Origin of the sequence: Pontibacter actiniarum, from assembly GCF_003585765.1 — a bacterium.
Classification (GTDB): domain Bacteria; phylum Bacteroidota; class Bacteroidia; order Cytophagales; family Hymenobacteraceae; genus Pontibacter; species Pontibacter actiniarum.
In genome coordinates this window covers 586,214-607,716 of record NZ_CP021235.1, presented here as the reverse complement: position 1 = coordinate 607,716, position 21,503 = coordinate 586,214, and the positions used below count along the sequence as shown (strand labels likewise).

At 51.7% G+C, this 21,503-nt stretch carries 22 protein-coding genes and 2 riboswitches; of the genes, 11 read left to right on the top strand and 11 right to left on the bottom strand.

What is annotated here, in order from left to right; all coding sequences use genetic code 11:
- Positions 1 to 103 precede the first annotated feature (103 nt).
- Complete coding sequence (locus CA264_RS02630; protein ID WP_025604331.1) at positions 104 to 1,501, bottom strand: HAMP domain-containing sensor histidine kinase; 1,398 nt, start codon at positions 1,499 to 1,501, stop codon at positions 104 to 106.
- Positions 1,498 to 2,181, bottom strand: a complete 684-nt coding sequence (locus CA264_RS02625) for a response regulator transcription factor (RefSeq protein ID WP_025604330.1) — start codon at positions 2,179 to 2,181, stop codon at positions 1,498 to 1,500. The genes CA264_RS02630 and CA264_RS02625 overlap by 4 nt, the downstream gene beginning before the upstream one ends.
- 139 nt (positions 2,182 to 2,320) lie before the next feature.
- Between CA264_RS02625 and CA264_RS02620 the strand changes: the two genes are divergently transcribed.
- Positions 2,321 to 3,232 (top strand): cation diffusion facilitator family transporter, encoded by a 912-nt coding sequence (locus tag CA264_RS02620; RefSeq protein ID WP_025604328.1) that lies wholly within the window; start codon positions 2,321 to 2,323, stop codon positions 3,230 to 3,232.
- Between the two features lie 2 nt (positions 3,233 to 3,234).
- On the opposite strand, the gene CA264_RS02615 is transcribed toward CA264_RS02620, so the two are convergent.
- The 4 genes from CA264_RS02615 to hpf all read right to left on the bottom strand — a co-directional run bounded on the left by CA264_RS02615 (position 3,235) and on the right by hpf (position 5,888).
- Complete coding sequence (locus tag CA264_RS02615) at positions 3,235 to 3,594, bottom strand: DUF1801 domain-containing protein (RefSeq protein WP_025604326.1); 360 nt, start codon at positions 3,592 to 3,594, stop codon at positions 3,235 to 3,237.
- Between the two features lie 154 nt (positions 3,595 to 3,748).
- Positions 3,749 to 4,378 (bottom strand): DsbA family protein, encoded by a 630-nt coding sequence (locus CA264_RS02610; protein WP_025604324.1) that lies wholly within the window; start codon positions 4,376 to 4,378, stop codon positions 3,749 to 3,751.
- 226 nt (positions 4,379 to 4,604) lie between these two features.
- Positions 4,605 to 5,438 (bottom strand): SDR family NAD(P)-dependent oxidoreductase, encoded by an 834-nt coding sequence (locus CA264_RS02605; RefSeq protein WP_237151165.1) that lies wholly within the window; start codon positions 5,436 to 5,438, stop codon positions 4,605 to 4,607.
- A 144-nt stretch (positions 5,439 to 5,582) separates the two neighbouring features.
- On the bottom strand, positions 5,583 to 5,888 hold the full coding sequence (hpf, locus tag CA264_RS02600; protein WP_025604320.1) for a ribosome hibernation-promoting factor, HPF/YfiA family: 306 nt from the start codon (positions 5,886 to 5,888) through the stop codon (positions 5,583 to 5,585).
- Positions 5,889 to 6,107: 219 nt separating this feature from the next.
- Here hpf and CA264_RS02595 point away from each other — a divergent pair, with 219 nt between their 5' ends.
- The 10 genes from CA264_RS02595 (at position 6,108) to CA264_RS02550 (ending at position 14,109) form a co-directional block, all read left to right on the top strand.
- Positions 6,108 to 6,731: a hypothetical protein gene (locus CA264_RS02595; protein WP_025604319.1), complete on the top strand. Its 624-nt coding sequence runs from the start codon at positions 6,108 to 6,110 to the stop codon at positions 6,729 to 6,731.
- A gap of 7 nt (positions 6,732 to 6,738) precedes the next feature.
- Entirely contained in the window at positions 6,739 to 7,047 is a 309-nt protein-coding gene (locus CA264_RS02590) for a winged helix-turn-helix domain-containing protein (protein ID WP_025604317.1), read from the top strand.
- 86 nt (positions 7,048 to 7,133) lie between these two features.
- Positions 7,134 to 7,472, top strand: a complete 339-nt coding sequence (locus CA264_RS02585; protein ID WP_025604315.1) for a hypothetical protein — start codon at positions 7,134 to 7,136, stop codon at positions 7,470 to 7,472.
- Positions 7,473 to 7,708: 236 nt separating this feature from the next.
- Entirely contained in the window at positions 7,709 to 7,999 is a 291-nt protein-coding gene (locus tag CA264_RS02580) for a hypothetical protein (protein WP_025604314.1), read from the top strand.
- A gap of 11 nt (positions 8,000 to 8,010) precedes the next feature.
- Positions 8,011 to 8,277, top strand: coding sequence for a hypothetical protein (locus CA264_RS02575; protein ID WP_025604312.1), 267 nt, complete (start codon positions 8,011 to 8,013; stop codon positions 8,275 to 8,277).
- A gap of 102 nt (positions 8,278 to 8,379) precedes the next feature.
- Entirely contained in the window at positions 8,380 to 9,624 is a 1,245-nt protein-coding gene (locus CA264_RS02570; RefSeq protein WP_025604310.1) for a DUF4153 domain-containing protein, read from the top strand.
- Between the two features lie 129 nt (positions 9,625 to 9,753).
- Positions 9,754 to 10,473, top strand: coding sequence for a hypothetical protein (locus CA264_RS02565; RefSeq protein ID WP_025604308.1), 720 nt, complete (start codon positions 9,754 to 9,756; stop codon positions 10,471 to 10,473).
- 208 nt (positions 10,474 to 10,681) lie between these two features.
- A riboswitch (SAM riboswitch) is annotated at positions 10,682 to 10,785 on the top strand.
- A gap of 321 nt (positions 10,786 to 11,106) precedes the next feature.
- Positions 11,107 to 11,826: a phosphoadenylyl-sulfate reductase gene (locus CA264_RS02560; protein ID WP_025604306.1), complete on the top strand. Its 720-nt coding sequence runs from the start codon at positions 11,107 to 11,109 to the stop codon at positions 11,824 to 11,826.
- Positions 11,827 to 11,942: 116 nt separating this feature from the next.
- The gene (gene cysD, locus CA264_RS02555) at positions 11,943 to 12,851 is read left to right on the top strand and encodes a sulfate adenylyltransferase subunit CysD (RefSeq protein ID WP_036775047.1); all 909 of its coding nucleotides are present in this window, start codon (positions 11,943 to 11,945) and stop codon (positions 12,849 to 12,851) included.
- 1 nt (position 12,852) lies between these two features.
- Entirely contained in the window at positions 12,853 to 14,109 is a 1,257-nt protein-coding gene (locus tag CA264_RS02550) for a sulfate adenylyltransferase subunit 1 (protein WP_025604302.1), read from the top strand.
- Positions 14,110 to 14,446: 337 nt separating this feature from the next.
- On the opposite strand, the gene CA264_RS02545 is transcribed toward CA264_RS02550, so the two are convergent.
- The 5 genes from CA264_RS02545 to CA264_RS02525 all read right to left on the bottom strand — a co-directional run bounded on the left by CA264_RS02545 (position 14,447) and on the right by CA264_RS02525 (position 20,869).
- Positions 14,447 to 14,863: an OsmC family protein gene (locus tag CA264_RS02545; protein WP_025604300.1), complete on the bottom strand. Its 417-nt coding sequence runs from the start codon at positions 14,861 to 14,863 to the stop codon at positions 14,447 to 14,449.
- A gap of 147 nt (positions 14,864 to 15,010) precedes the next feature.
- On the bottom strand, positions 15,011 to 16,174 hold the full coding sequence (locus CA264_RS02540) for a trans-sulfuration enzyme family protein (protein ID WP_025604298.1): 1,164 nt from the start codon (positions 16,172 to 16,174) through the stop codon (positions 15,011 to 15,013).
- A 111-nt stretch (positions 16,175 to 16,285) separates the two neighbouring features.
- Positions 16,286 to 17,815, bottom strand: a complete 1,530-nt coding sequence (locus CA264_RS22425) for a TSUP family transporter (protein ID WP_025604296.1) — start codon at positions 17,813 to 17,815, stop codon at positions 16,286 to 16,288.
- A gap of 24 nt (positions 17,816 to 17,839) precedes the next feature.
- Complete coding sequence (gene cobA, locus CA264_RS02530; protein ID WP_025604294.1) at positions 17,840 to 18,676, bottom strand: uroporphyrinogen-III C-methyltransferase; 837 nt, start codon at positions 18,674 to 18,676, stop codon at positions 17,840 to 17,842.
- A gap of 99 nt (positions 18,677 to 18,775) precedes the next feature.
- Positions 18,776 to 20,869, bottom strand: a complete 2,094-nt coding sequence (locus CA264_RS02525) for a nitrite/sulfite reductase (RefSeq protein WP_025604292.1) — start codon at positions 20,867 to 20,869, stop codon at positions 18,776 to 18,778.
- Positions 20,870 to 21,399: 530 nt separating this feature from the next.
- Positions 21,400 to 21,502: riboswitch (SAM riboswitch) on the bottom strand.
- Position 21,503: the final 1 nt, after the last annotated feature.

The following is a 21,503-nucleotide window of genomic DNA, read 5'->3' as shown; positions in this document are numbered from 1 at the left end:
CTTTCGGGCAGCTTATCCAGCTGAAACAAAGCCACCTCCAGTTTGACTGTGCAAACCTACTAACACAGGATTAAGACCGAATTAAAACGACATTAAAATGAGATTAAAGTCTGGGAAAGGTAGGGATTGTGGCGTACGCCTGCCGCAGGGTAATGGTCACCTCCGTGCCTTTGTTGATCTGGGAGTGCACGCAGATCGCGCCTTTGTGCAGCTTCAGGATACGCTCCGTAAGGGGCAGGCCAATGCCGTGCCCGGTAATGTTGCGCACGTTCTCCGCCCGGAAAAAAGGCACGAAAACATGCTTCAGGTCCTCCTGCGAGATACCCAGGCCCCGGTCCTGCACGCGTAGCAGCACCTCGTGGTCCTGCACGTCTATCTGGCCGGTGGCCACCTGCCCGTTCGGCGAGAACTTCAGGGCGTTCTCCAGCACGTTTACCACAGCGATCAGCAGCAGGGCCTCGTTGCCCCGCACCACCAGCCGGTCCTCATCCTCCGGAAAATTGGCGAAGTCAATATCAATGCGGGCGTTAGGCTGGCGTTTAAGCACCTGCTCCCGGGCCATCCACACGAGCTCATCGAACCGCAGGTAAGCGAGCTTTATCTTGGAGGGGTCCAGGCTGGCCTGGGCTATTTGCAGGAGGCCGTTCGAGAGCTCTGTCAGCAGGCGCGCATCCTCCAGCGTGCTTTGCAGCACCCGCCGGTACTCCTCGGGCTCCCGCGACTTCATCAGCGCCACCTCCAGCTCCCCGATCATGGCGGTGAGCGGCGTGCGCAGCTCATGCGAGGCGTTGGACACAAAGGTGCTCTGCATCTCAAAAGCCAGCTCCAGGCGGTCGAGCATCTTGTTAAAGGTTTGGGCCAGGTGCGATACCTCGTCTTTGCCGTCGGCGTTGCTCAGGCGCAGGTGCAGGTCGTTGGCGCTGATCTTCTCCACCTCGCTCACCACTTTGGTAATGGGGCGCATTGCCTGTTTGGAAAATACCCAGCCGGCCACCAGCACCACACCCATGGAGCCCAGAAAACCCACAATCAGGATAATTTTCAGGTGCTGCAGCTTCCGCAGGCTGTACGCATCCACGCTGGATGCCAGCACAATAAAATCGCCCTGGTTATCCTTGTAGCGAATGCCCACTACCTGCCGCACCCCCTGCTCATACTCCACAGAGCCACGCTGGGCTATCTTATCCAGTTCCGCCTGTGTAACGCCCAGGTTCCCCTTCCCCTTAGAGAAAAGCAGTTCGCCATTGGTGCGGTATATCCGCACGGCCTCGTAGGGCAGCTCGTGGTAGAAGTTGATCTGGTTCTGCTCCCGCTGCTGCTTGCTTACCTCATCTGCTTCCAGAATATGCTGGGCGGCCACCTGCGCCCGCCGGAAAATCCGCATATAAAAATCGTCCTGGCGGTAGAGGGATGTAAAGTAATACACCACCAACGAGAACAGGACCAGGATCACAGTCATGATGCTGGCAAACTGCAGGGTTAACTTAGAGCGGATCTTCATGCGTTGTCCTGTTCTTTTAGCACGTAGCCCATGCCCACCAAGGTATGGATCAGCTTGGTGTCGTGCGCCTTGTCTATCTTTTTACGGAGGAAGTTGATGTACACGTCAATCACGTTGCTGCCCGTGTCGAAGGAAGTTTCCCAGACCTGCTCGGTTATATCCACGCGCGACACAACGCGCCCCTGGTTCCGCAGCAGGTAGTGCAGCAGCGAGAACTCCCGTGCCGTGAGGTTGACGGGCTTACCGCCACGGGTCACTGTTTTCTTCGCCACGTCCATCTCCAGGTCGGCAATACGGATTTTTTCTCCGGTGGCGCCCTCGCTGGTGCGGCGCGACAAAGCCCGGATGCGGGCCAGTAGTTCCTTGAACTCGAAAGGCTTGGTCAGGTAGTCATCGGCACCGGCATCCAGCCCGATAATCTTGTCGTCGGTCGTGCCCAGCGCCGTCAGCATGAGGACAGAAACGGTCTTGTTGTGCCTCCGTATCTCGCGGCACACATCCAGGCCGCTCATGTTGGGCAGGATGATGTCCAGGATGATCAGGTCGTACTCATGCTGCAGCGCCAGCTTTATGCCGAAAGTGCCGTCATAGGCCTGTTCCACCTCATACGTTTGCTCCTCCAGCCCCTTTTTTATAAAGGAGGCTACCTTTGGCTCGTCTTCGATCAGCAGTATTTTCATGGGCTACGGGGATATTGTACCTTTACGGGCAAGCTTACGGTTGCAGCTGCACACAAATGTACAACGTAAGCACTAAACACCAACGGTCGCCGGCTAATCCGGCAGGTATCTAACTGTATCCTTTTCCGTTTCATACACTATGGCACACGCACACCACAACCACCAGGGCGGGCACGGGCACCATCACCACGGCGCCAGCGATAACATCAAAGTGGCTTTCTTCCTGAACCTCGCCTTCACCATACTGGAAATTTTTGGCGGCCTCTGGATAAACAGTGTCGCTATCCTGTCGGATGCCCTGCACGACCTCGGCGACTCCCTTTCGCTGGGCCTGGCCTGGTACTTTGAAAAGCTCTCCAAGCGCGGGCGCAACAAGAAGTTCACTTTCGGCTATAAGCGGTTTTCGCTGCTTGGGGCAGTCATCAACTCGGTAGTGCTGCTGGTTGGCTCATTCTTTATACTTTCGGAGGCGGTGCCGCGCATCTGGGACCCGCAGGAGGTAAACGCACCCGGCATGATGGGCTTTGCCGTGTTGGGCATTATAGCCAACGGGGCAGCGGTGCTGCGCCTGCAAGGGGGCGCCTCGCTAAACGAGCGCGTGGTGAGGCTGCACCTGATGGAGGACGTGCTGGGCTGGGTGGCCGTGCTGATAGGCGGTGTTATCCTTTACTTTTTCGACGTGCCCTGGATTGACCCGCTACTGTCGGTGTGCATCACGCTGTACGTGCTTTACAATGTGGTGCGTAACCTGCGCGAAACCATGACGATCCTGCTGCAGGCCTCCCCTCCCCATATTAACACCCAGGACGTGGAAGCCAGGCTCGAAAGTATAGACGACATCAGGTCGGTGCACGACCTGCACATCTGGACGCTGGACGGCACCTACAACGTGCTGTCGATGCATGCCGTGGTGAAGGAGGAGCTGCCGATGCAGCAGGCAAAGGAACTGAAAAAGCGGGTACGCACGGCCATGTCCGACATGGACATACAGCACGTAACCATGGAACTTGAAAGCCCTGGGGAAGAGTGCACCCACCAGAGCAAGATATGATGTTAGTTCTGGTTCAGCTGTACCGCCTCGCGTACCAGATCAGCAAAATAAGCTTCGTCGATGTCTTCTAAAGAGCGGACTTTGATGTGCGGGTACTGGCCATTGCGGCTTACCAGGCGGCGGTGCGGGTCAGAAAGCTCTTTGCCACGGAAAAAACCGAAGTGGATGCCGCTGCGCGAAGACGCGAAATAGCATATTGGGCCGTAGAAGAAATAACAGGCACAGTCCCAGCGCACGCACTCCTCCAGGTGGGCCACGGAGCCGTTGATGATTCTGCGAACCTCCTGTGCCAGCAGTTGCTTCTCAGGAGATAGTTTTTCGACATACTCGTCTACTTGGTTTGTTGTTGTTCTGCTTCTCATATAGGTTTGGATATCGCTCGTAGGAGTAAACTCAGTAACACCTAAATATACTAGAATTCTAATATACGGGCAAACTGGCTCCGGGGTTGTTGCTGATGCTGCAAAAGCCCTATATAGAAGAGTATCAATACAAAAAAAGGAGTTGGGCACCTGACTACAGGAGCTGCAGCATGCGCTGCTCCAGCTCGTTCAGGCTGACGTAGCCGGCGGAGAGGCGCTGCGGCCCCTCGCTGGTGTTGAGGTAGGTGCTGGGGTAGGTGGAGGCCCCAATGCTGTCTACAAAAGCGAACTCATCCTCCAGTTGCTGCGCAATCTCCTCCGACTCAAACAGGGTAAGGAAAAGATTTTCGGGGATGCCAAACAACCGCACCAGGCGCACCAGCACGTCCGGGTCCTTCAGGTCCTGGTTATCCACGAAAAAGGCCGAGTGCATGGCCCGCAGCACCTCCAGTGTTAGCACCGGGCGCAGCAGCCGCACGCACAGCATGGCCCGGCAAGCCGGTTCTGTGTTAAATACGAAGCTGCGCTGTATAAAAAAGCGGTAATCAAAGGGCAGGTACGTGCGCTCCTGTACCCGGTGCCAGCTGAGGGCTACCTGCTCCTTCTGCTCGTGCTGCAAAGGCTCTTTCACGTGTGCCTGCAGCTCCCCGAACAGCACCTGCACATGGAGCCGCCCCTGCCAAAGCGCCCGCAAACGGCGCACCACCGGTGTAAACCCATAACACCACGCGCACATGGGGTTGGTGACGTACAGCAGCGAGATATCAGCAGGCAGGTTATCCATAGGCAATGTGTTGTTCCGCCTACTGTTTACCGCTTTTAGCAGCCTTGGGTTGTTGGGGAGTTTTAAAAAACCCAGTAATTGAACTCGGAGAGAATGAATGAAAATGTGTGCTTAAGAAGCAGAAACGGCTGACTCCCTTGGCTTTCCCCGTACATCAAGAAAAGATTGCCCAAATCTGCCAATTCATACTTCATACTTCATACTTCATACTTCATAATTCATACTTCTACTTATAAATCATTTTCACAGTCATGCCGCCATCGATGGTCAGGCTCTGCCCTGTGATAAAGCCAGCCTTGTCGGAGCAAAGGAACAAGGCGGCCTCGGCAATATCCTGCGGCACGCCCACGCGCCCCACCGGGTGCTGCTCTTTGTCCTCTTTGGAATGGTTTGGTTGATACTGTTCGCTTTCCTTCTGCCACTCGCCGGTTTCTATCCAGCCGGGGGCAATGGCGTTTACCCGCACCCGCTCCTGTGTGAGGCTTACCGCCAAAGCGTGCGTGAGCGCCTCCAGGCCACCTTTGGAGGCTGAGTACGGGAAGGTGTTGGGTTCCGACATAAAGGCGCGCGTGCTGGAAATGTTCAGGATAGCCGGATGCTCCGCCTGCTGCAGCAGCGGCAGGGCATGCTTGGCACAGAGCAAAGGGCCGCGCAGGTTCACGGCCAGCACCCTGTCGAACACGGCCATATCCAGCTCCTGCAAAGGCCCCACGAACGGATCGGCTATGCCAGCGTTGTTGAGGAGCGCGTGCAGCACCTGGTGCCGCTCCCCCACCTGCTGCATCAGGGCCTTCACTTCCTGCTCCTGGCTTACGTCGCAGGCGATGAACGTTACCTCCAGCTTCTGCCGCTCCAGGCGCTGCACGGCCTGCTCTCCGGCCTCTTTGTCCTGGTCTGCGATGATAACGTTGGCTCCGGCCTCGGCGAAACGCTGCGCCATACCCAGGCCTATGCCCTGGGCTCCTCCGGTAATGAGCACGGCTTTGTTTTTAAAGTACGTGTGGGTCATGTTCTGCTCTTGTATGCGGTTGGGAAGTATAAGGTGATAGGTATAACTCATGGCGGGCAAAAGTGTTGCGGCAGCCAAACTCGCCGGCAGCTTGCCCACGCCAGTAAAACCTGCGGCAGCTTAACGCAGAGCCCGCTGCACTAGCAGGTTATACCTGAAGTGCAGCGGGCTCCTGAAGTGTGCGCTAGCCGGGTTTTATTTTTTCTCCAGCTGGCGCTTAAGCTTCTCCTCCACGTTTTTCAGCAGCTCGTACCAGTTGTCGCCCGAGTCCTGTGCGAATACATCGTTACCGGGCACCCCGACACGCATGTGCACGCTTTTCTGATTGGTAGACTGGCTGGCTTCCTCTTTAAAGTACACATCCACCGAGTCGATCTTTTTGGCGTGGCGCTTTATTTTAGAAATCGAGTCGCGCACGCTCTGCTGTATGGCGTCGGAAATGTCTATGTCAACGGCCTGTACGTCTAGCTTTATGCCTTCAAAGTTCTCTGTATAGTTCATCGTTTATCTGGTTACTGTTTAAATAAAAAAGAAGGATTGCACATTGCACCCCTCTCTGTTTCCTGCTTTATTAACGTATGGCGTGGCCTTTGGTTAAGCCGGGTGCGGAAAGGCCGACAACCTGTCTGCGCCCGCTTCCCTGCATCGTTAAAATATCTTATACTTATTTCTTGACTTTACGTAAACCTCTATTAACTTTGAAACACAAAGTACTTTATCATGAACCACCAGCAAGACCAGCTAGCCACCCTGCACGAGATCCGCAACATTATGGATCGCTCTTCCCGCTTTATCTCGCTTAGCGGGCTTTCGGGGGTAGCAGCCGGGGTTTCGGCGCTTTTAGGGGCTGCGACTGTTAAGTGGTACCTGGTAACGCACAACATAGACTACAGCCAAACGCTTGGCCGCAGCCTGACCAGGGAGGCTGTGGTGTTTTTGGTTGCGGTGGCGGCACTGGTGTTTATACTTGCCCTTTGCCTGGCGACGTACTTTACCGCACGCAACGCCAGAAAGAACAGCCACCGTGTCTGGGACAGCAAAACTGAGCGGATGCTCATAAACCTGTTTATTCCGTTGGCCGCAGGCGGCTTTTTTTGCGCCATACTGATTTACCACAACCTGCTGTACCTGGTAGCCCCGGTCATGCTGATTTTCTACGGTTGTGCCTTGCTTAATGCCAGCAAGTACACTTTGAGCGATATTCGGTACCTGGGCCTCTGTGAGATTGCCCTTGGGTTGCTGGCAAGCTACTTTGTTGCCTATGGCTTCGTGGCCTGGACCATTGGGTTCGGAGCGCTGCACATAGTGTATGGAGCGTTAGTATACTTCAAATACGAGCGCTAGAGGATACGTGAAAGATTACTTAGACAATATAAATAAGGCCTTTGAGAGCAGGGCGCGGCTAGGCATTATGTCGGTGCTGATGGTGGAGGACAAAGCCGACTTCAACACCCTGAAGGAAACGCTGCAGCTAACGGACGGCAACCTGGCCAGCCACTTGCGTGCCCTGGAGGAAGCAGCGTACCTGCGTGTAGAAAAGCAGTTCGTGGGCCGCAAGCCTAACACGACTTACCATGCTACCGAGGCTGGACGCGAGGCTTTTAACAGCCACTTAGATGCGCTGGAGCAGCTTATTTTGAGCAACAGGAAAGACAGCTGATATTTTTTTACGCCTATACTTTGAAACTCAAAGTACTTTTAAAAATACCTTGCAAAAACAAATGCTACACTAAAAACAATACAGTTATGGCACAGCACAACGAACCTCAACACCAGCCGGTCCACCCGGCCTCAGTAGGCAGGCGCATGCTGCAGGGCGCAGCGGCAGGGCTACTTCTGATCGCGTTTTTCCTGATAGGGGCTGGAGAGCCTGAGCCAGAGTGGCCAACGTTCTGGATGGTTAAACCGCTACTGGTGGTCCCGCTGGCGGGGGCATTGGGTGGCCTCTTCTACTACAACATGGACCACCTGCGGTGCCAGGGCGGCTGGAGAACGGCATTGGCTTATACGTTAAGCCTGCTGGTATACTTCGTCGTGCTGTGGCTGGGCGTTGTTCTAGGCTTAAACGGCACGATGTGGGACTAACATCCCAAATCCACGCAAACACCTACACTTCAGCATCTTGCCCCTATGTGGGTAGAAATGGAACCACGGAAGGTAGCGTGTGGCAAAGAGAGAGCTCCTGGAACAAGTATGGCCGTGGCTTGCCTGGGCAGTGGTAAACGCAGGTAAGCTACTGATTAGCACACTATAGCAACGGCTATTTGTAGCCCCTAAAGCACAAAACACACGATTCAAACTTCATCAAAAAAAGAAAGATTATGGTTACGCAAAACAAACGACTTACAGGCATTGTGCTCGCAGTAGCGCTCCTGTTGCTGATTCCATTCACAGCCATACAGTTCACCGATGAAGTGGTCTGGACGCTGTTTGATTTTATAGTTGCTGGTGCCCTGCTGCTCGGCACCGGTCTCCTGTGTGAATTGGTCCTGCGGAAGGTCAAGAGTGCAAACTACAGGATCGCCATCATTGCAGCTGCTCTAATCGTCCTCTTCCTGGTCTGGGCGGAGCTTGCCGTGGGCATATTCGGGTCGCCTTTCGCGGGAAGTTAAGCTGCAATGCAATGAAAGGCGCCGCCGTAGTATCGTACGTTGCCAGTTGGGTGTTTGCCCTAGCGGTTTTTGTAACCGGCTTACTGCAACTGACGCTGGTGCATCCTGTTCCGGGAGTTGTTTACCTGCTGCTTTCCTCCCTTTACGCTCCTCCGGCAAGCGCACTGCTCCGGAACAGACTCGGCTTTTCGATACCGCCCCTGGTAAAAGTCATCTTGGGCGTAATCCTTATCCTGTTTACGCTGGGCGTTAGTGACCTTGGAGACATGATTGACTGACCGGCCAGTACTGCTGTGGCGGCAGAAATCGCCTTAGGGCACCTACAAGTTGTGTAAACACCACAGAATCAAAAGCATTCTTCCTCCAGATAAAAAACAGCCATGAAAGAAGAGATCTTAATCCACCTCAACGACCCCGGGCAGCTCGAAAAGTTGTACAGAAGCAACAAAGCCCCCTTTAAGCGAGCCTTCAGTATGGTGTACCCGGAGCTGAAAGGCAACACCCTTGCCGATTGCTGGAACGAAAGGCTACAGTACGAATCAGACGAGATTAACTGGGGCTCCACCACAGAACTGTTGCTGGTTGTGGCTGCGGCTTTAACGGCAGGCTTTATCGCTAAAATACCGGCCCTGTTCCATGTCAGCGAAGCGTTCTTTTACCCTAGAAACGCAGGCTTTATCTTTCTTCCGCTCCTGGCGGCCTACTTTGCCTGGAAGAATAACCTGCCACCCCAGCGCATTGCCGTGCTCGGCGGAGTGATGTTGCTTTCGCTGATCTACATAAACGCCCTTCCTGCATCCACCGAGAGCGATACACTGCTGCTGGCGTGCATCCACCTGCTCCTGTTGCTGTGGGTGCTTTTAGGCGCTGCCTATGCAGGCCAAGACCTCAACAGCTACGACAAACGGCTCGACTACTTGCGGTACAACGGCGATCTGCTGGTCATGACGACGCTTATTCTGATTGCCGGAGGAATAATGACAGGGCTCACGATCGGGCTATTCTCGCTGATCGGTTTTCAGATTGAGGAGCTATACTTTCAGTACGTCGGCATTTTCGGGCTGGCCGGGGCCCCTATCGTGGGCACTTACCTGACGCAGACCAACCCGCAGCTGGTAAACAAGGTCTCCCCTGTTATTGCCAGGATCTTTGGGCCGCTAGTGCTGGCCATGCTTGTGGTTTACCTGGGCGCCATCGTGTACTCCGGCAAAGACCCCTACAACGACCGCGAGTTCCTGCTCCTCTTTAACTTGCTGCTGATCGGGGTAATGGCTATTGTTTTCTTTTCGGTGGCAGAAAACTCCAGGGCAGCGCGCAACACCACGGCGGCCTGGGTGCTTTTGCTTTTGTCAGTAGTAACCATACTTGTAAACAGCATCGCGCTGTCTGCCATCCTGTTCCGGATAGCGGAGTGGGGCTTTACGCCCAACAGGCTGGCTGTGTTGGGAGGCAACATCCTGATCCTGGCAAACCTGCTGCTGGTAACCTTTGGCCTCTACAGAAGCGTGACCAGAAAGGCTGACACAGCTGCTGTAGGAAGGGCTATTGCTGCGTACGCTCCCGTTTACGGTGCCTGGGTAGTCGTTGTGGTGTTTCTCTTCCCGCTGCTGTTCGGCTTTAGGTAAGCCGGCCGGGCTACCGGTGCTTTGCTCCCACCGCAGGCGCTGCCGCTCCAATCGTTTACCGCTGCCCAACCTTCTCCTGCCCCTTTTCCGTTTAATAGCACAAGTACAAACTACTTAAGTTGATGGCCTATGAACACCCTACCTGTCAACTGGCTCACCGAAGGGCTTCTGGATTTTGAGTATAAAAAGTACCTGCTGCTGGCTTACCTGCAGGCAGCCAAATCAGAGTTTGGCAAGCAGCGCCTCTACCCTATTTTCTCGGACCTGATCATGCACTACCGCAACCTGCAACAGGTAAAGGAGCACAAGCGCCTGGTGTACGAGTCGTTTCCGCAGCGCATCAGCCGTGCCGACTTTGAAAAGCTGGAGCTGGTGTATGAGAAAATCGTGCAGGACGACGAAACGATGGAGCAGATAGAGGAAATCATACAATACGCCACGCCGCTGTTCAGCCAGGCGCTGGGGGAAGGCAAAGAACTCTATGAGTTTGTGGAGCGCCACCTGGAGATCAGCCCGGTCGGTATTACCCCCATGTACCACAACGAGGGCTACCTCTTTCTGGACACTTACCCCGGCAAGGAAACGCAGGTGTATGCCTACCACATCACGGTGTTTGAGAATACCTACGAAAAGTACCGGGGCATTAACACGCGGCACCTGCAAACAGTGCGGCGCAGCCTGGCCCAGACACACGAGCACCTCAAAGTGCAACTGATAAGAGAGCGCCAGGAGCTGCCCAACCCGGCTACGTTTTTGGCTGTGGCCAAGCTGCCGATTCCGGTGGAGCAGTCGCTGTTGCCCATCGCCAAGCGCTCGCTCGTAAAGTATGTAACCCAGCTGGCGGCCTGACCGCCTGCGGCCCGGGAGTGTAACGCAGCAAATACAGCCCTCATACAGCTTTTACCACGCCACTTCCGCTGACCCAGGCACCTGTTATTTCTGCCCTGTGGCCCTTATCTTCACCGCTGTTTCACAATATTTTACACAAAGGGTTACACATCTCAGAAAAAGCCGTAATTTTGTAGGAGTATCACCAATGGACGTAACGTCTGTAATAAATTTATAAAGAAGAGGCGAGAGACTAGGCTCCGCGACCCTCTGGCAACCTCCGGTACGGTAAGGTGCCAAATCCTATCCCGGCCGGGCCGGGGCATATAAATTGATAAAGCAATGCAAACCTACAACCTTACATCAGCAACACTTACCCCAGCAGGTTATGGCTACGCCACAGCCCTTGCTGCCTCTGCCCCAACAACTGCGCGCGCAAAGCAGATCTGTTGTTGCTGTTGTTGTTCCAGCTGCTAAAGCTCCTCTCACCAGTCCCATTACGGTTTTAAAAAAGCTCCCGCAGGAGCCTGCTGCCACTCTTAGAGCACAGCAGAAATACCGGTGCCTGCTCCTCCTGTGGTGGATTGGCATAGTTATAGCCATGAATGGGACGTCAGTTACCAATTTAGTTTTCAAGAGATTAAAGTATATCCCATGGATTTATCACAAGAATTGCTGGCGAAGCTGGACAGCCTGCGCGCCTCCCTTACCGGACTTTCGGCTGAGGAGGGATTGCAGCGTCTGGCACAGGAATTCAATGGCAATATTGCCTTTTCCTCCAGCCTTGGTATAGAAGACCAAGTCATTACGCATTTCATTTTCGAGAATAACCTGCCGATACGTGTGTTCACGCTGGATACAGGTCGCCTCTTTAACGAGAGCTATACCCTGCTGCACAAAACCAACAACCACTACGGCAAAAAGATAGAAGTATACTTCCCGAAGCATGAGGCGGTAGAGCAGTTGGTAAACGAAAAAGGCCCTATGAGCTTCTACAACTCCATCGACGACAGAAAACAGTGCTGCTACATCCGTAAGGTGGAGCCACTGAACCGCGCCCTGCAAGGAGTGAACATCTGGGTGACGGGTATTCGTGCCGATCAATCAGGTGCACGCCAGGACCTGCAGCTGCTGGAATGGGACGAAGGCCACCAACTGATTAAGTATAACCCATTGCTGGACTGGTCGCTGGAGGATGTAAAGGCTGCTGTAAAAACGCTAAACATCCCATACAACCCGCTGCACGACAAAGGCTTTGTAAGCATAGGCTGCGCCCCTTGTACCCGTGCCATCGCTGAAGGTGAAGACTTTAGAGCCGGCCGCTGGTGGTGGGAAGACAACTCCAAAAAAGAATGCGGCTTGCACGCACGATAGCTAATTATAAATTAGAAATCATGAATTATGAATGTGTTTTGTGAATGGATAAAAGGCATAGGCTTCTTGCTCCAATTCATAATTCAGCATTCATAATTCAGAATTAAATACAAATTATGACAAAGAGATATCTGGATTACCTCGACCAGTTGGAGGCAGAAGCTATCCACATTATGCGCGAGGTAGCGGGGCAGTTTGAAAAGCCAGCCCTGCTCTTTTCGGGCGGCAAAGATTCTATCACACTGGTACGCCTGGCTGAGAAAGCCTTTAGACCGGGTAAATTCCCGTTCCCGCTGGTGCACATCGATACCGGCCATAACTTCCCAGAGGCTATTCGCTACCGCGATGAATTAGCAGAGCGCCTGGGCGAAAAGCTGATCGTGCGCAACGTGGAAGACACCATCAAACGCAAGAGTTTATCGGAACCTAAAGGTCGCTACGCCAGCCGCAATGCGCTGCAAACACATACCCTATTAGAAACTATCGAAGAGTTTGGCTTTGATGCCTGCATTGGTGGTGCCCGCCGCGACGAAGAAAAAGCCCGCGCCAAAGAGCGTATCTTCTCTGTTCGTGACGAGTTTGGCCAGTGGGACCCGAAACGTCAGCGCCCGGAGCTTTGGAACATCTACAACGGCCGCATCACAAAAGGTGAAAACGTACGCGTGTTCCCGATCTCAAACTGGACGGAGCTAGACGTGTGGAACTACATCAAACGTGAAGGTATTGAGCTGCCGAACATCTACTATACTCACGAGCGCGAGTGTCTGGTGCGTGATGGGAAGCTGATGGCATGGTCTGACTTTATTTATCAGGAGCCGGACGATGTGGTAGTGAGAAAGCAGGTACGTTTCCGCACGGTGGGCGATATGACCTGTACAGCTGCTGTAGAGTCAATCGCACATGATATAGACGGCGTAATCGCGGAGATTCTGGAGTCTAAAATAAGTGAGCGTGGCGCGACCCGTATCGATGATAAGCTGTCTGAAACAGCAATGGAAGACCGCAAAAAAGGAGGATACTTTTAAGATGGATATACTAAGATTTATTACCGCAGGCAGCGTAGACGATGGAAAGAGCACCCTGATAGGTCGCCTGCTGTACGATACAAAACAGATTTTTGCCGACCAACTGGAAGCCATCGAAAGCTCTGGCCGCCTGAACGAAGACGGGCAGGTTGACCTTTCCTTGTTAACGGATGGTCTGAAGGCAGAGCGCGAGCAGGGCATCACCATTGATGTAGCTTATAAGTACTTCTCTACCGAAAAGCGTAAGTTTATCATTGCCGATGCGCCGGGTCACATTCAGTATACCCGCAACATGGTTACAGGTGCATCCAACTCAAACTTGTCTATCATACTTGTAGATGCCCGCAAAGGAGTACAGGAGCAGACGCGTCGCCATTCTATTATCTCTTCCCTGCTAGGTATTCCGCATTTGGTTATCTGCATCAATAAGATGGACTTGGTAGGTTATGACGAGCAGGTGTATAATCAGATTATAGCTGATTATAAGCAGTTTGCCAAGAAGCTGAACGCCAAAGACATCACCTTTATACCTGTTAGCGCCCTGAAAGGCGATAACATTGTAGAGGGTTCTGAGCTGACTATGCCGTGGTATCAGGGGCCAAGTCTGCTGGAGCACCTGGAGCAGGTGCCAGTTTCACAGGATTTCAACTTAGATGACTCCCGTTTCCCGGTACAATACGTTATTCGCCCACTCACGGCAGAGCATCACGACTACCGTGGCTATGCTGGTAAAGTGATAAGCGGTACTTATAAGGCTGGCGATAAAGTAACGGTGCAGCCTTCAGGCCAGACAACTACCGTTAAGTCTGTAGAGTTAGGTGGCAAAGTGCTGGAAGAGGCGTTTGCCCCTATGTCTGTTGTTCTTCAGCTTGAGGATGAAGTAGATATTAGCCGTGGTGACATCATAGTTAAAGCAGCTGAAAACCTGGAGGTAGCGCAGGAGTTTGAGGCCACCGTATGCTGGATGCACAACAAAGCCCTGAAACCAGGTGCTAAACTGTTGCTCCGCCACAACTCCACCGAAACCCGCTGCGTGGTACGCAACATCGACTACAAAATTGACATCAACACCCTGGACCACCTGGAGGATGTAGACCAGATACAGCTGAATGATATTTGCCGTGTGCAGATTAAAACAGCCTCTCCGCTCCTGCTCGATAAATATGAGGATAACCGTTCAAACGGTGGTTTTATATTGGTTGACGAAACTTCGTTTGCCACTGTAGGTGCCGGTATGGTTTCTGAGATAGAGTTCTAGGTAGAAAGTAATTTTAAGCATAAAAGCCGCTGCAGTTTATACTTGCAGCGGCTTTTATGTTTTATGAGATGCCGCTAGTTTGAGCGAAGCGGTAACTAGTGGTTACGTCTGGCAGCCAGTTTGTAACTGGCGAAATTAAAGCTTGAGTAACGCCAGTTACAAACTGGCCTCACACCAAGCCACAAGTTGCGCTACCGCTAAACTTGCGGCATACTTGGCTATGAATTTAGCTAGCTTCTAACTGGCGAAAGCATACACAAATGGCACAATGCCATGCCACACGTACATTACCGAATCCTGTCCATCTATTCATCCTGCAAATCCTGATTCAGACAAACTACTTTACCAGCTCAAAGCTGTAGTTGATAGTAGCTGTTTTGTAAAGTATGGCTGCCACCGAGCAATACTTGTCCATTGATAGTTGAATAGCCTGCTGTACTTTAGCTTCTTCCAATGGTCCGCCAAGTATGAAATGTATGTGGATCTCTTTGAAAAGCGAAGGCACCTCACCTGGAGTACGCTCCGCCTTTACGTTGATTTTAAAGGAATCTATCTGCTGGCGCTTCTTCTTCAGAATCTGGATGATGTCGATGGCGCTGCAACCGCCAAGGCCCATTAAAAGCAGCTCCATAGGACGGGCACCTGCATTGTGACCACCAATTTCCGGTGAACCATCTATGTTTATTTCTACCCCAGATGCACCTGTTGCAGCAAAGTGAAAATCTTGATCTACTCGCGTTAAATTAACTTCCATGTTTTATGTGCTAGTATGGCTGCAAACTACAGCAGCCATTATTGTAAATGTAAGTTTATACTTATATCTGCTAAAGCAAAAGCCTCGTTACGAAAGCTGAAAGCTTTATTTATAATAACCACAAGATGAAATCTTGCAGTAGGGTTTCTAAACTGCTTCCAATGCTTGTGTAACGTCTTCGATAATATCCTCTATACTTTCCAGGCCAACAGATACACGTACCAAGCCAGGGGTGATACCTGTGGCTGCACGTTCTTCTTCTTTCAGTTTGGAGTGTGTGGTTGAGGCTGGGTGTGTCACAATCGTTCTGGTGTCTCCGAGGTTAGCGCTTATACTGGCCATCTTCAGGTTATCAATAAAACGCTTGGCAGCATCGTAGCCTCCTTTCACTTCTAAGGTTACAATTCCCCCACCCTGGCGCATTTGTTTTTTGGCCAGCTCATACTGCGGGAAAGATGGCAGAAACGGATAATTCACCTTTTCCAGCGCTGGGTTGCCTTCTAAAGCTTCTGCCAGTTTTAGGGCATTTTCACAATGCTTCTCTACCCGGAGTTGCAGCGTTTCAAGGCTTTTAGACAGCACCCAGGCATTGAACGGCGACATAGCCGGGCCAGTATGGCGGGCAAAGTATCGGATCTGCGCAATCAGCTCTTTTGTACCTACTGCTATTCCTCCAAGCACACGCCCTTGTCCATCAATATACTTCGTGGCAGAGTGCAGCACCAGGTCAGCGCCAAAATCTGTGGGGTTTTGCAGCACAGGTGTGGCAAAGCAATTATCTACTATAAGCAACAGGTTACGCTTGCGCTTCAGCTCGCCCAGCCACTCCATATCAATTAGCTCAAGCCCCGGGTTAGAAGGCGTTTCGATAAGTATAAGCTTGGTGGCAGGCGTGATCAGGTTCTCCCACTCTTCTGGCTTGCTGGCATCGGCGTAGCTATACGATATCCCCCACTTCGGAAAGATGTTGGTCAGCAGTTGATGCGTAGACCCAAATAATGAGCGACAGGCAAGCACGTGGTCACCGGACTGCAAGAGCGCACCTAAGCTGCCGAAAATAGCCCCCATGCCTGAGGCAAAGGCAAAGCCATCTTCTGCTTTCTCGAGGTAGCACATTTTCTGGAGCAGTTCGTCTACATTAGGGTTGGCGTAGCGCGAGTACACCTGCCCCTGCTCTTCCTCCGCAAACACTGCACGGGCCTGCTCCGCATCCTCAAAAACAAAGCTGGAAGTTAAGTATAAAGGTACAGAGTGCTCTCGGTAGTGGGACCGCTCCGCCTGGAGGCGAATCGCTCCGGTTTCTTTTTCCATAGTTTTATAATTTAGACACAAGTATCAAGTAGCAAGACACAAGACTTTCAGTCTCCCGTTTTTATACTTCTTGATTCTGCTCATTTCTAATTTTTAATTTCTAATTCAAAATTAAAACGGTAGCGCCATCACGATCAGTCTTAAACTGACGATTATCACCACAATACCTACAATGATCATCATGGTTTTAACCGGAAGTTTACGCGCAAGCCTCGCCCCAATAGGAGCAGAAATAGAGCCCCCCAGTATAAGGCCAAGTATAACCTGCCAGTGCGAAATGCCTGCAAATGCTACAAAAGTGGCCGAGCTGGCAATAGACACAAAGAACTCCGCTAAGTTAACAGAGCCAATAGTATACATCGGGTTTCGGCCTTTGGCAATAAGCGTAGACGACACAATCGGTCCCCAGCCACCACCGCCAATGGCATCCAGGAAGCCACCTGCTGTAGCCAAGAATCCTAAGCGCTTTACAGGCTGTTTCTTTACCTTTTTGCGCAGCACCTTTCTCAGAATCAGGATACCTAGCACTAAAGTATAAAGTGCCACAATTGGCTTGATAATAAACAGGTACTCTTCAAAACTGAACAGCAGGTAAGCACCAAGTATAGCGCCCAGCACACCCGGTAAAACGATGTTTTTGAAGAGCTTACTGTTTACATTCCCAAACTTCAGGTGCATCCAGCCAGACACGCCCGAAGTAAAAATCTCGGAGGCATGTACGCTGGCACTTGCCGCCACCGGGCTCACGCCAAAACTCAGCAGGAAAGTAGTGGCACTTACGCCATAAGCCATACCTAGTGCGCCATCTATAAGCTGCGCTACAAAACCGGCCAGTATAAACACAAGTATGTCTGAGTCTATCTGCCCTGCTACATCCATGGCTGCATTACCAATGCTTTGCAGCGGAATGTAAGTAAAAAGCAGGTGCCCTGTTATCATCAGGGCAATGGCTGCGAAAAGCGTTACCAGCACAGAAGTCAGGCTGAACCTAGCCTTTTTCTTTGGCACCGGCCTTACCAGCCCCTCTGTGAGTGTATTTAGTTGCTTTACCTTTTCCGCAAAGTCACCGTTAAGTTGCGCCCTGATCTTACCCATTTTACCGAGTACTTGGTCTATTTCCTCCGGGAAAGCCTCATGCAGCACCTCTTTTACTCTTTTGGCCACTGTCGGAGATTTACCGTTAGTAGAGATGCCGAACTTCAGGCTCCCCTTTTGCACCACGGAGCCGAGGTAGAAATCGCACTGCTGCGGCGTATCAGCCACATTCGTCAAGATTTTCCTTGACTTTGCCAGATCACGAATGGCCTTGTTCAGCACATGATCATCTGTGGCAATCAGCACAATGTCCTTATCTGCCAAGTCATTTTCCTGAAACTCGCGCACCACCAGCTCTACCTGCGGGTGCTTTGCCACCAAGGCCCAAATATCAACATGAATCTCTGGCGCAACCAATCGTACCTGCGCCTTAGGGCTGTTGGCAAGTATAGCTGAGAGTTTTTCCAAACCCACTGCCCCACCGCCAACTACCAGCGTATGCAGTTCCTCCAGCTTCAGGAAAACAGGGAACAAAGGGTTGGCAGCTTCTACTGCCACTGGTGCCGCGGGAGAAAGGGTAATATTATCGTCCTGGAGATTATCCATGAATAATTGCTTCTGTTGTTATACTTATACAGCTACCAATTCCTGCTGCTTTTGCAAAGCAAGGGTATAGCGCAGCGCCGGGTGATAGTTAACTACCTCGCCGATCACAATGATTGCAGGCGCGCCAACATTTTTGGCCTCCACCCGCTCCATAATATTATGCACATTGCCCAACGCAATTTTCTCGTTAGGCAATGAGCCATTCTGGATTACTGCAACAGGCATATCTGCCTTACCGGCGGCTGTATAGATTTCTGAAATTTGCTGCAATTTACTTACTCCCATCAGAATTATAACGGTAGCGCTGGATTGAGCAGCCAAACTTACGTCCGATGAGATTTCCCCAGAGCTGGTTGTGCCTGTAATCACCCAAAAGCTCTCGTTCACGCCACGTATGGTAAGCGGTATCTGCTGCAGCTCCGGCACCGCAATAGAACTGGAAATACCCGGCACCACCTCCGTCTGGATGTTAAACTTATCGGCATAAGCCAACTCTTCGTAGCCCCGGCCAAACACAAAGGAGTCGCCTCCTTTCAGGCGCACCACATGCCCATGTGAGAAGGCAGAGTCCACGATCAGGTTGTTTATTTCATCCTGCTTTAAGTAATGTGCTCCGGCACGCTTGCCTACAAATATTTTAGGGGCATGGGCTGGTGCATATTGTAGTAACTCCGGGTTTACCAGCGCATCATACAGCACCACATCGGCCTGCTGCAGCGCTTTTACACCTTTCAGCGTGATCAAGTCTTCATCTCCGGGGCCTGCGCCTACCAGTGTTAGCCTCGGTAGTTTATACTTTGCTAGCCCTGTCTGCTGCGCACCCGCAGCTATAGCTCTTATCTCTTTTCTTCTTGATGCCATGTTTTTTTAATTTTGAATGAGTGAATGTGTGATTGAGTGAATGTAGATGATGAAAAATCAGGGTTTGCTACTTTCCTGAAGATTCGCTCATACACTCATTCACACATTCACAACTTTTTCCTGGCGATAGCGAGTTGCTTCCTGTAGAAACAGCAGGGCCTGGTTTAGGTAATCTTTTGCAAAAGCCTCGCTTGGTTGGTTTTGATTGATCTGCAGCACCTTGCTCTTGAAGTCTGCTCCAAAGCTGAAGATGCCTGTCTCTACAAAGTTTTTGTCGAACTCCTCCATGATGCTGTTCTGCGTATTGGTGCTCACATTTTTGTCTAGCAGCAGGGCTTTTGCTGTGCTGATGAAGGCTGCATAGCCGTAGTAAATGGCATCCGCGAATCGCTTGCCTTCCATCGCTTCTCCGGCCCATTCCAGTTTCTCATCAGCCTCATACAACAGCGTAGCTACCAGGTCAATCATCACACCGGCACACTCCCCCACACCAATGGCAGGCTGAAAATCATCCTGATGGCCCCAGTCTATAAAATCTTCTGGTGTTAAGGTGGTAAGGTCGGTAAGCGGCTTTAGTAACTGGTAAAAATAGTCTTTGCCGTTGCGGTCGTAGTAAGCATTGAAGTGTTCACCTTCCTGCTTCTTTGCCTGGTAGTCGTTCAGCACATAGCGCAGCACTTCGGGTCCTCGTTTGCTAGGCACTTTTAACAACTTTTGCGCAATACGGCCTTCACCATTGTTCACGGTGCCGCCGCCTAACAGCACCTGCAGCGCCGGAACCACGCTTTTTCCGCTCTTGAGCGAGGAGCCATGAAAACCTAGGTTCGCCATGCCATGCTGGCCACAGGAGTTCATACAACCGCTTATCTTTATTTTGATGTCGGTGTTAAAGAGCATCTCCGGGTACTCCTGCACAATCACCTGCTCCAGCACTTTGGTGATATTCGTACTATTCGAGATTCCTAAGTTGCAGGTGTCGGTACCCGGGCAGGTGGTAATATCAGCAACGCTGTTGAAGCCGGGCTCTGCAAGGCCCAATTCATCTAGCTGAGCAAAGAAGTATGGCAGCGCCTCTGCACGCACGTACTTCAGCAACAGGTTCTGGCCCTGCGTAACACGTATCTCATCGGCTGCAAACTCTCGTACCAATGGCACTAGCTTTCTGGCTGTAGTGCTGCTGATGTCTCCAATTTGCACTTTGATATAGATACCGTAGAATCCTTCCTGTTTTTGGCTGAACACATTCGTCTTTAGCCACTTGTTATACTTATCTGTATCCTCTACAACGAAGTCAGGAATCTCCTTAGCTGCCGGAGGTGCAGGGTTGAATTCTATACTTTTGTCAATCTCATATACATGCGACTTCAGGGCCTTGTATTCCTCATTCACCAGGCGCATCACCTCATCCAGACCCAGCTTAGCAATCAGGTATTTAAACCTGGCTTTGTTGCGGTTGTTGCGCTCTCCGTAGCGGTCAAAAATACGTAGCACGCCTTCTATAAGCGGAATCACCTTGTTCTCTGGCAGAAACTCAAATGCTGTATGTGCCAGTGCAGGCTGAGCGCCTAATCCACCGCCAATCATCACTTTAAAGCCGCGCTCTCCGTCCTTAAGCTTTGGGATAAAGCCCAGATCATGCATGTAAGACATCGCCGTATCGGAGTCGCTGGACGAGAACGACATTTTAAACTTACGCCCCATGTCCTGGCAAATTGGGTTGCGCAGGAAGTATCGGAAAGTAGCATCCGCATAAGGCGACACGTCGAAGGGCTCGTTCGGGTCAATACCAGCCTCCGGTGAGGCCGTTACATTACGTACGGTGTTACCGCAGGCCTCTCGCAAGGTAATATCGTCCTGCTCCAGTTTCGCCCAAAGCACGGGTGTTCTATCCAGACTCACGAAGTGAATCTGGATATCCTGCCGCGTAGTCAGGTGCAGGTTACCTGTTGAGTACTCATCTGAGATATCGGCAATGCGCGTCAGTTGCTGCGTGGTCAGCTTTCCGAAAGGCAGTTTGATGCGCACCATCTGCACGCCTAACTGGCGTTGGCCATATACGCCACGCGCCAGGCGAAGGCTCTTAAACTTATCTTCCTGGAGCTTTCCTTCGCGGTAAAGGCGTATCTTTTTCTCCAGTTCGATGATGTCTTTTTCGACTATGGGGTTTTCTATTTCTGTTCTGAAGCTTTGCATGCTGGTAAAGTATAAGTTGCCGCCTAAGCGACCTGGTGGTACAATATGGTATAGGAGTTTCGGGCGCGGCCTATGTTGGCTGCGCTACAAAGGGTTGTATAAGTATAGATTTACCTAACAGGCGCGCATGCCTAACAACTGCTGCATACAGCAACAGCAGGCAAGGGCAAGGCACATAGCGGTAGCTTGTGCAGCAATAGGTGCTGCAGCAAAGGAGTGGCGGAAGTATAAAACGGAAGTAGTGGCTGCTGTACGCATACTATCTGCTGTGGAACACTGAAAAGCAGCTGGCAAAAGCATAGCTGGCCTTACCGCAGTATCAGTGCTCAAATAAAACTTGTGAAAAGCGGGCAGTTTGCCTTGGTGGCAAATAGATCAAGTTCAGGCCCGAAAAAAGAGAGGGTTCCTTAGCAGGTACAACAGCAACAACACATCGCGGCAGAAGCGGTGGCAATAGAGGAAGCCAGGCTGTTTTGAAGAGATACGCTTCCGGATGCTGAGATGTAAATTGTCGTGTTCATGGTTTTCTAAATTTATATTTTCCCTTTGTCGGGCAGGATGTGGCACCTTTCCGAAGCGGATGGTTGCCAGAGGGTCGCGGAGCCTGTTCTCTCGCCTCTTCGTCTATAAATTC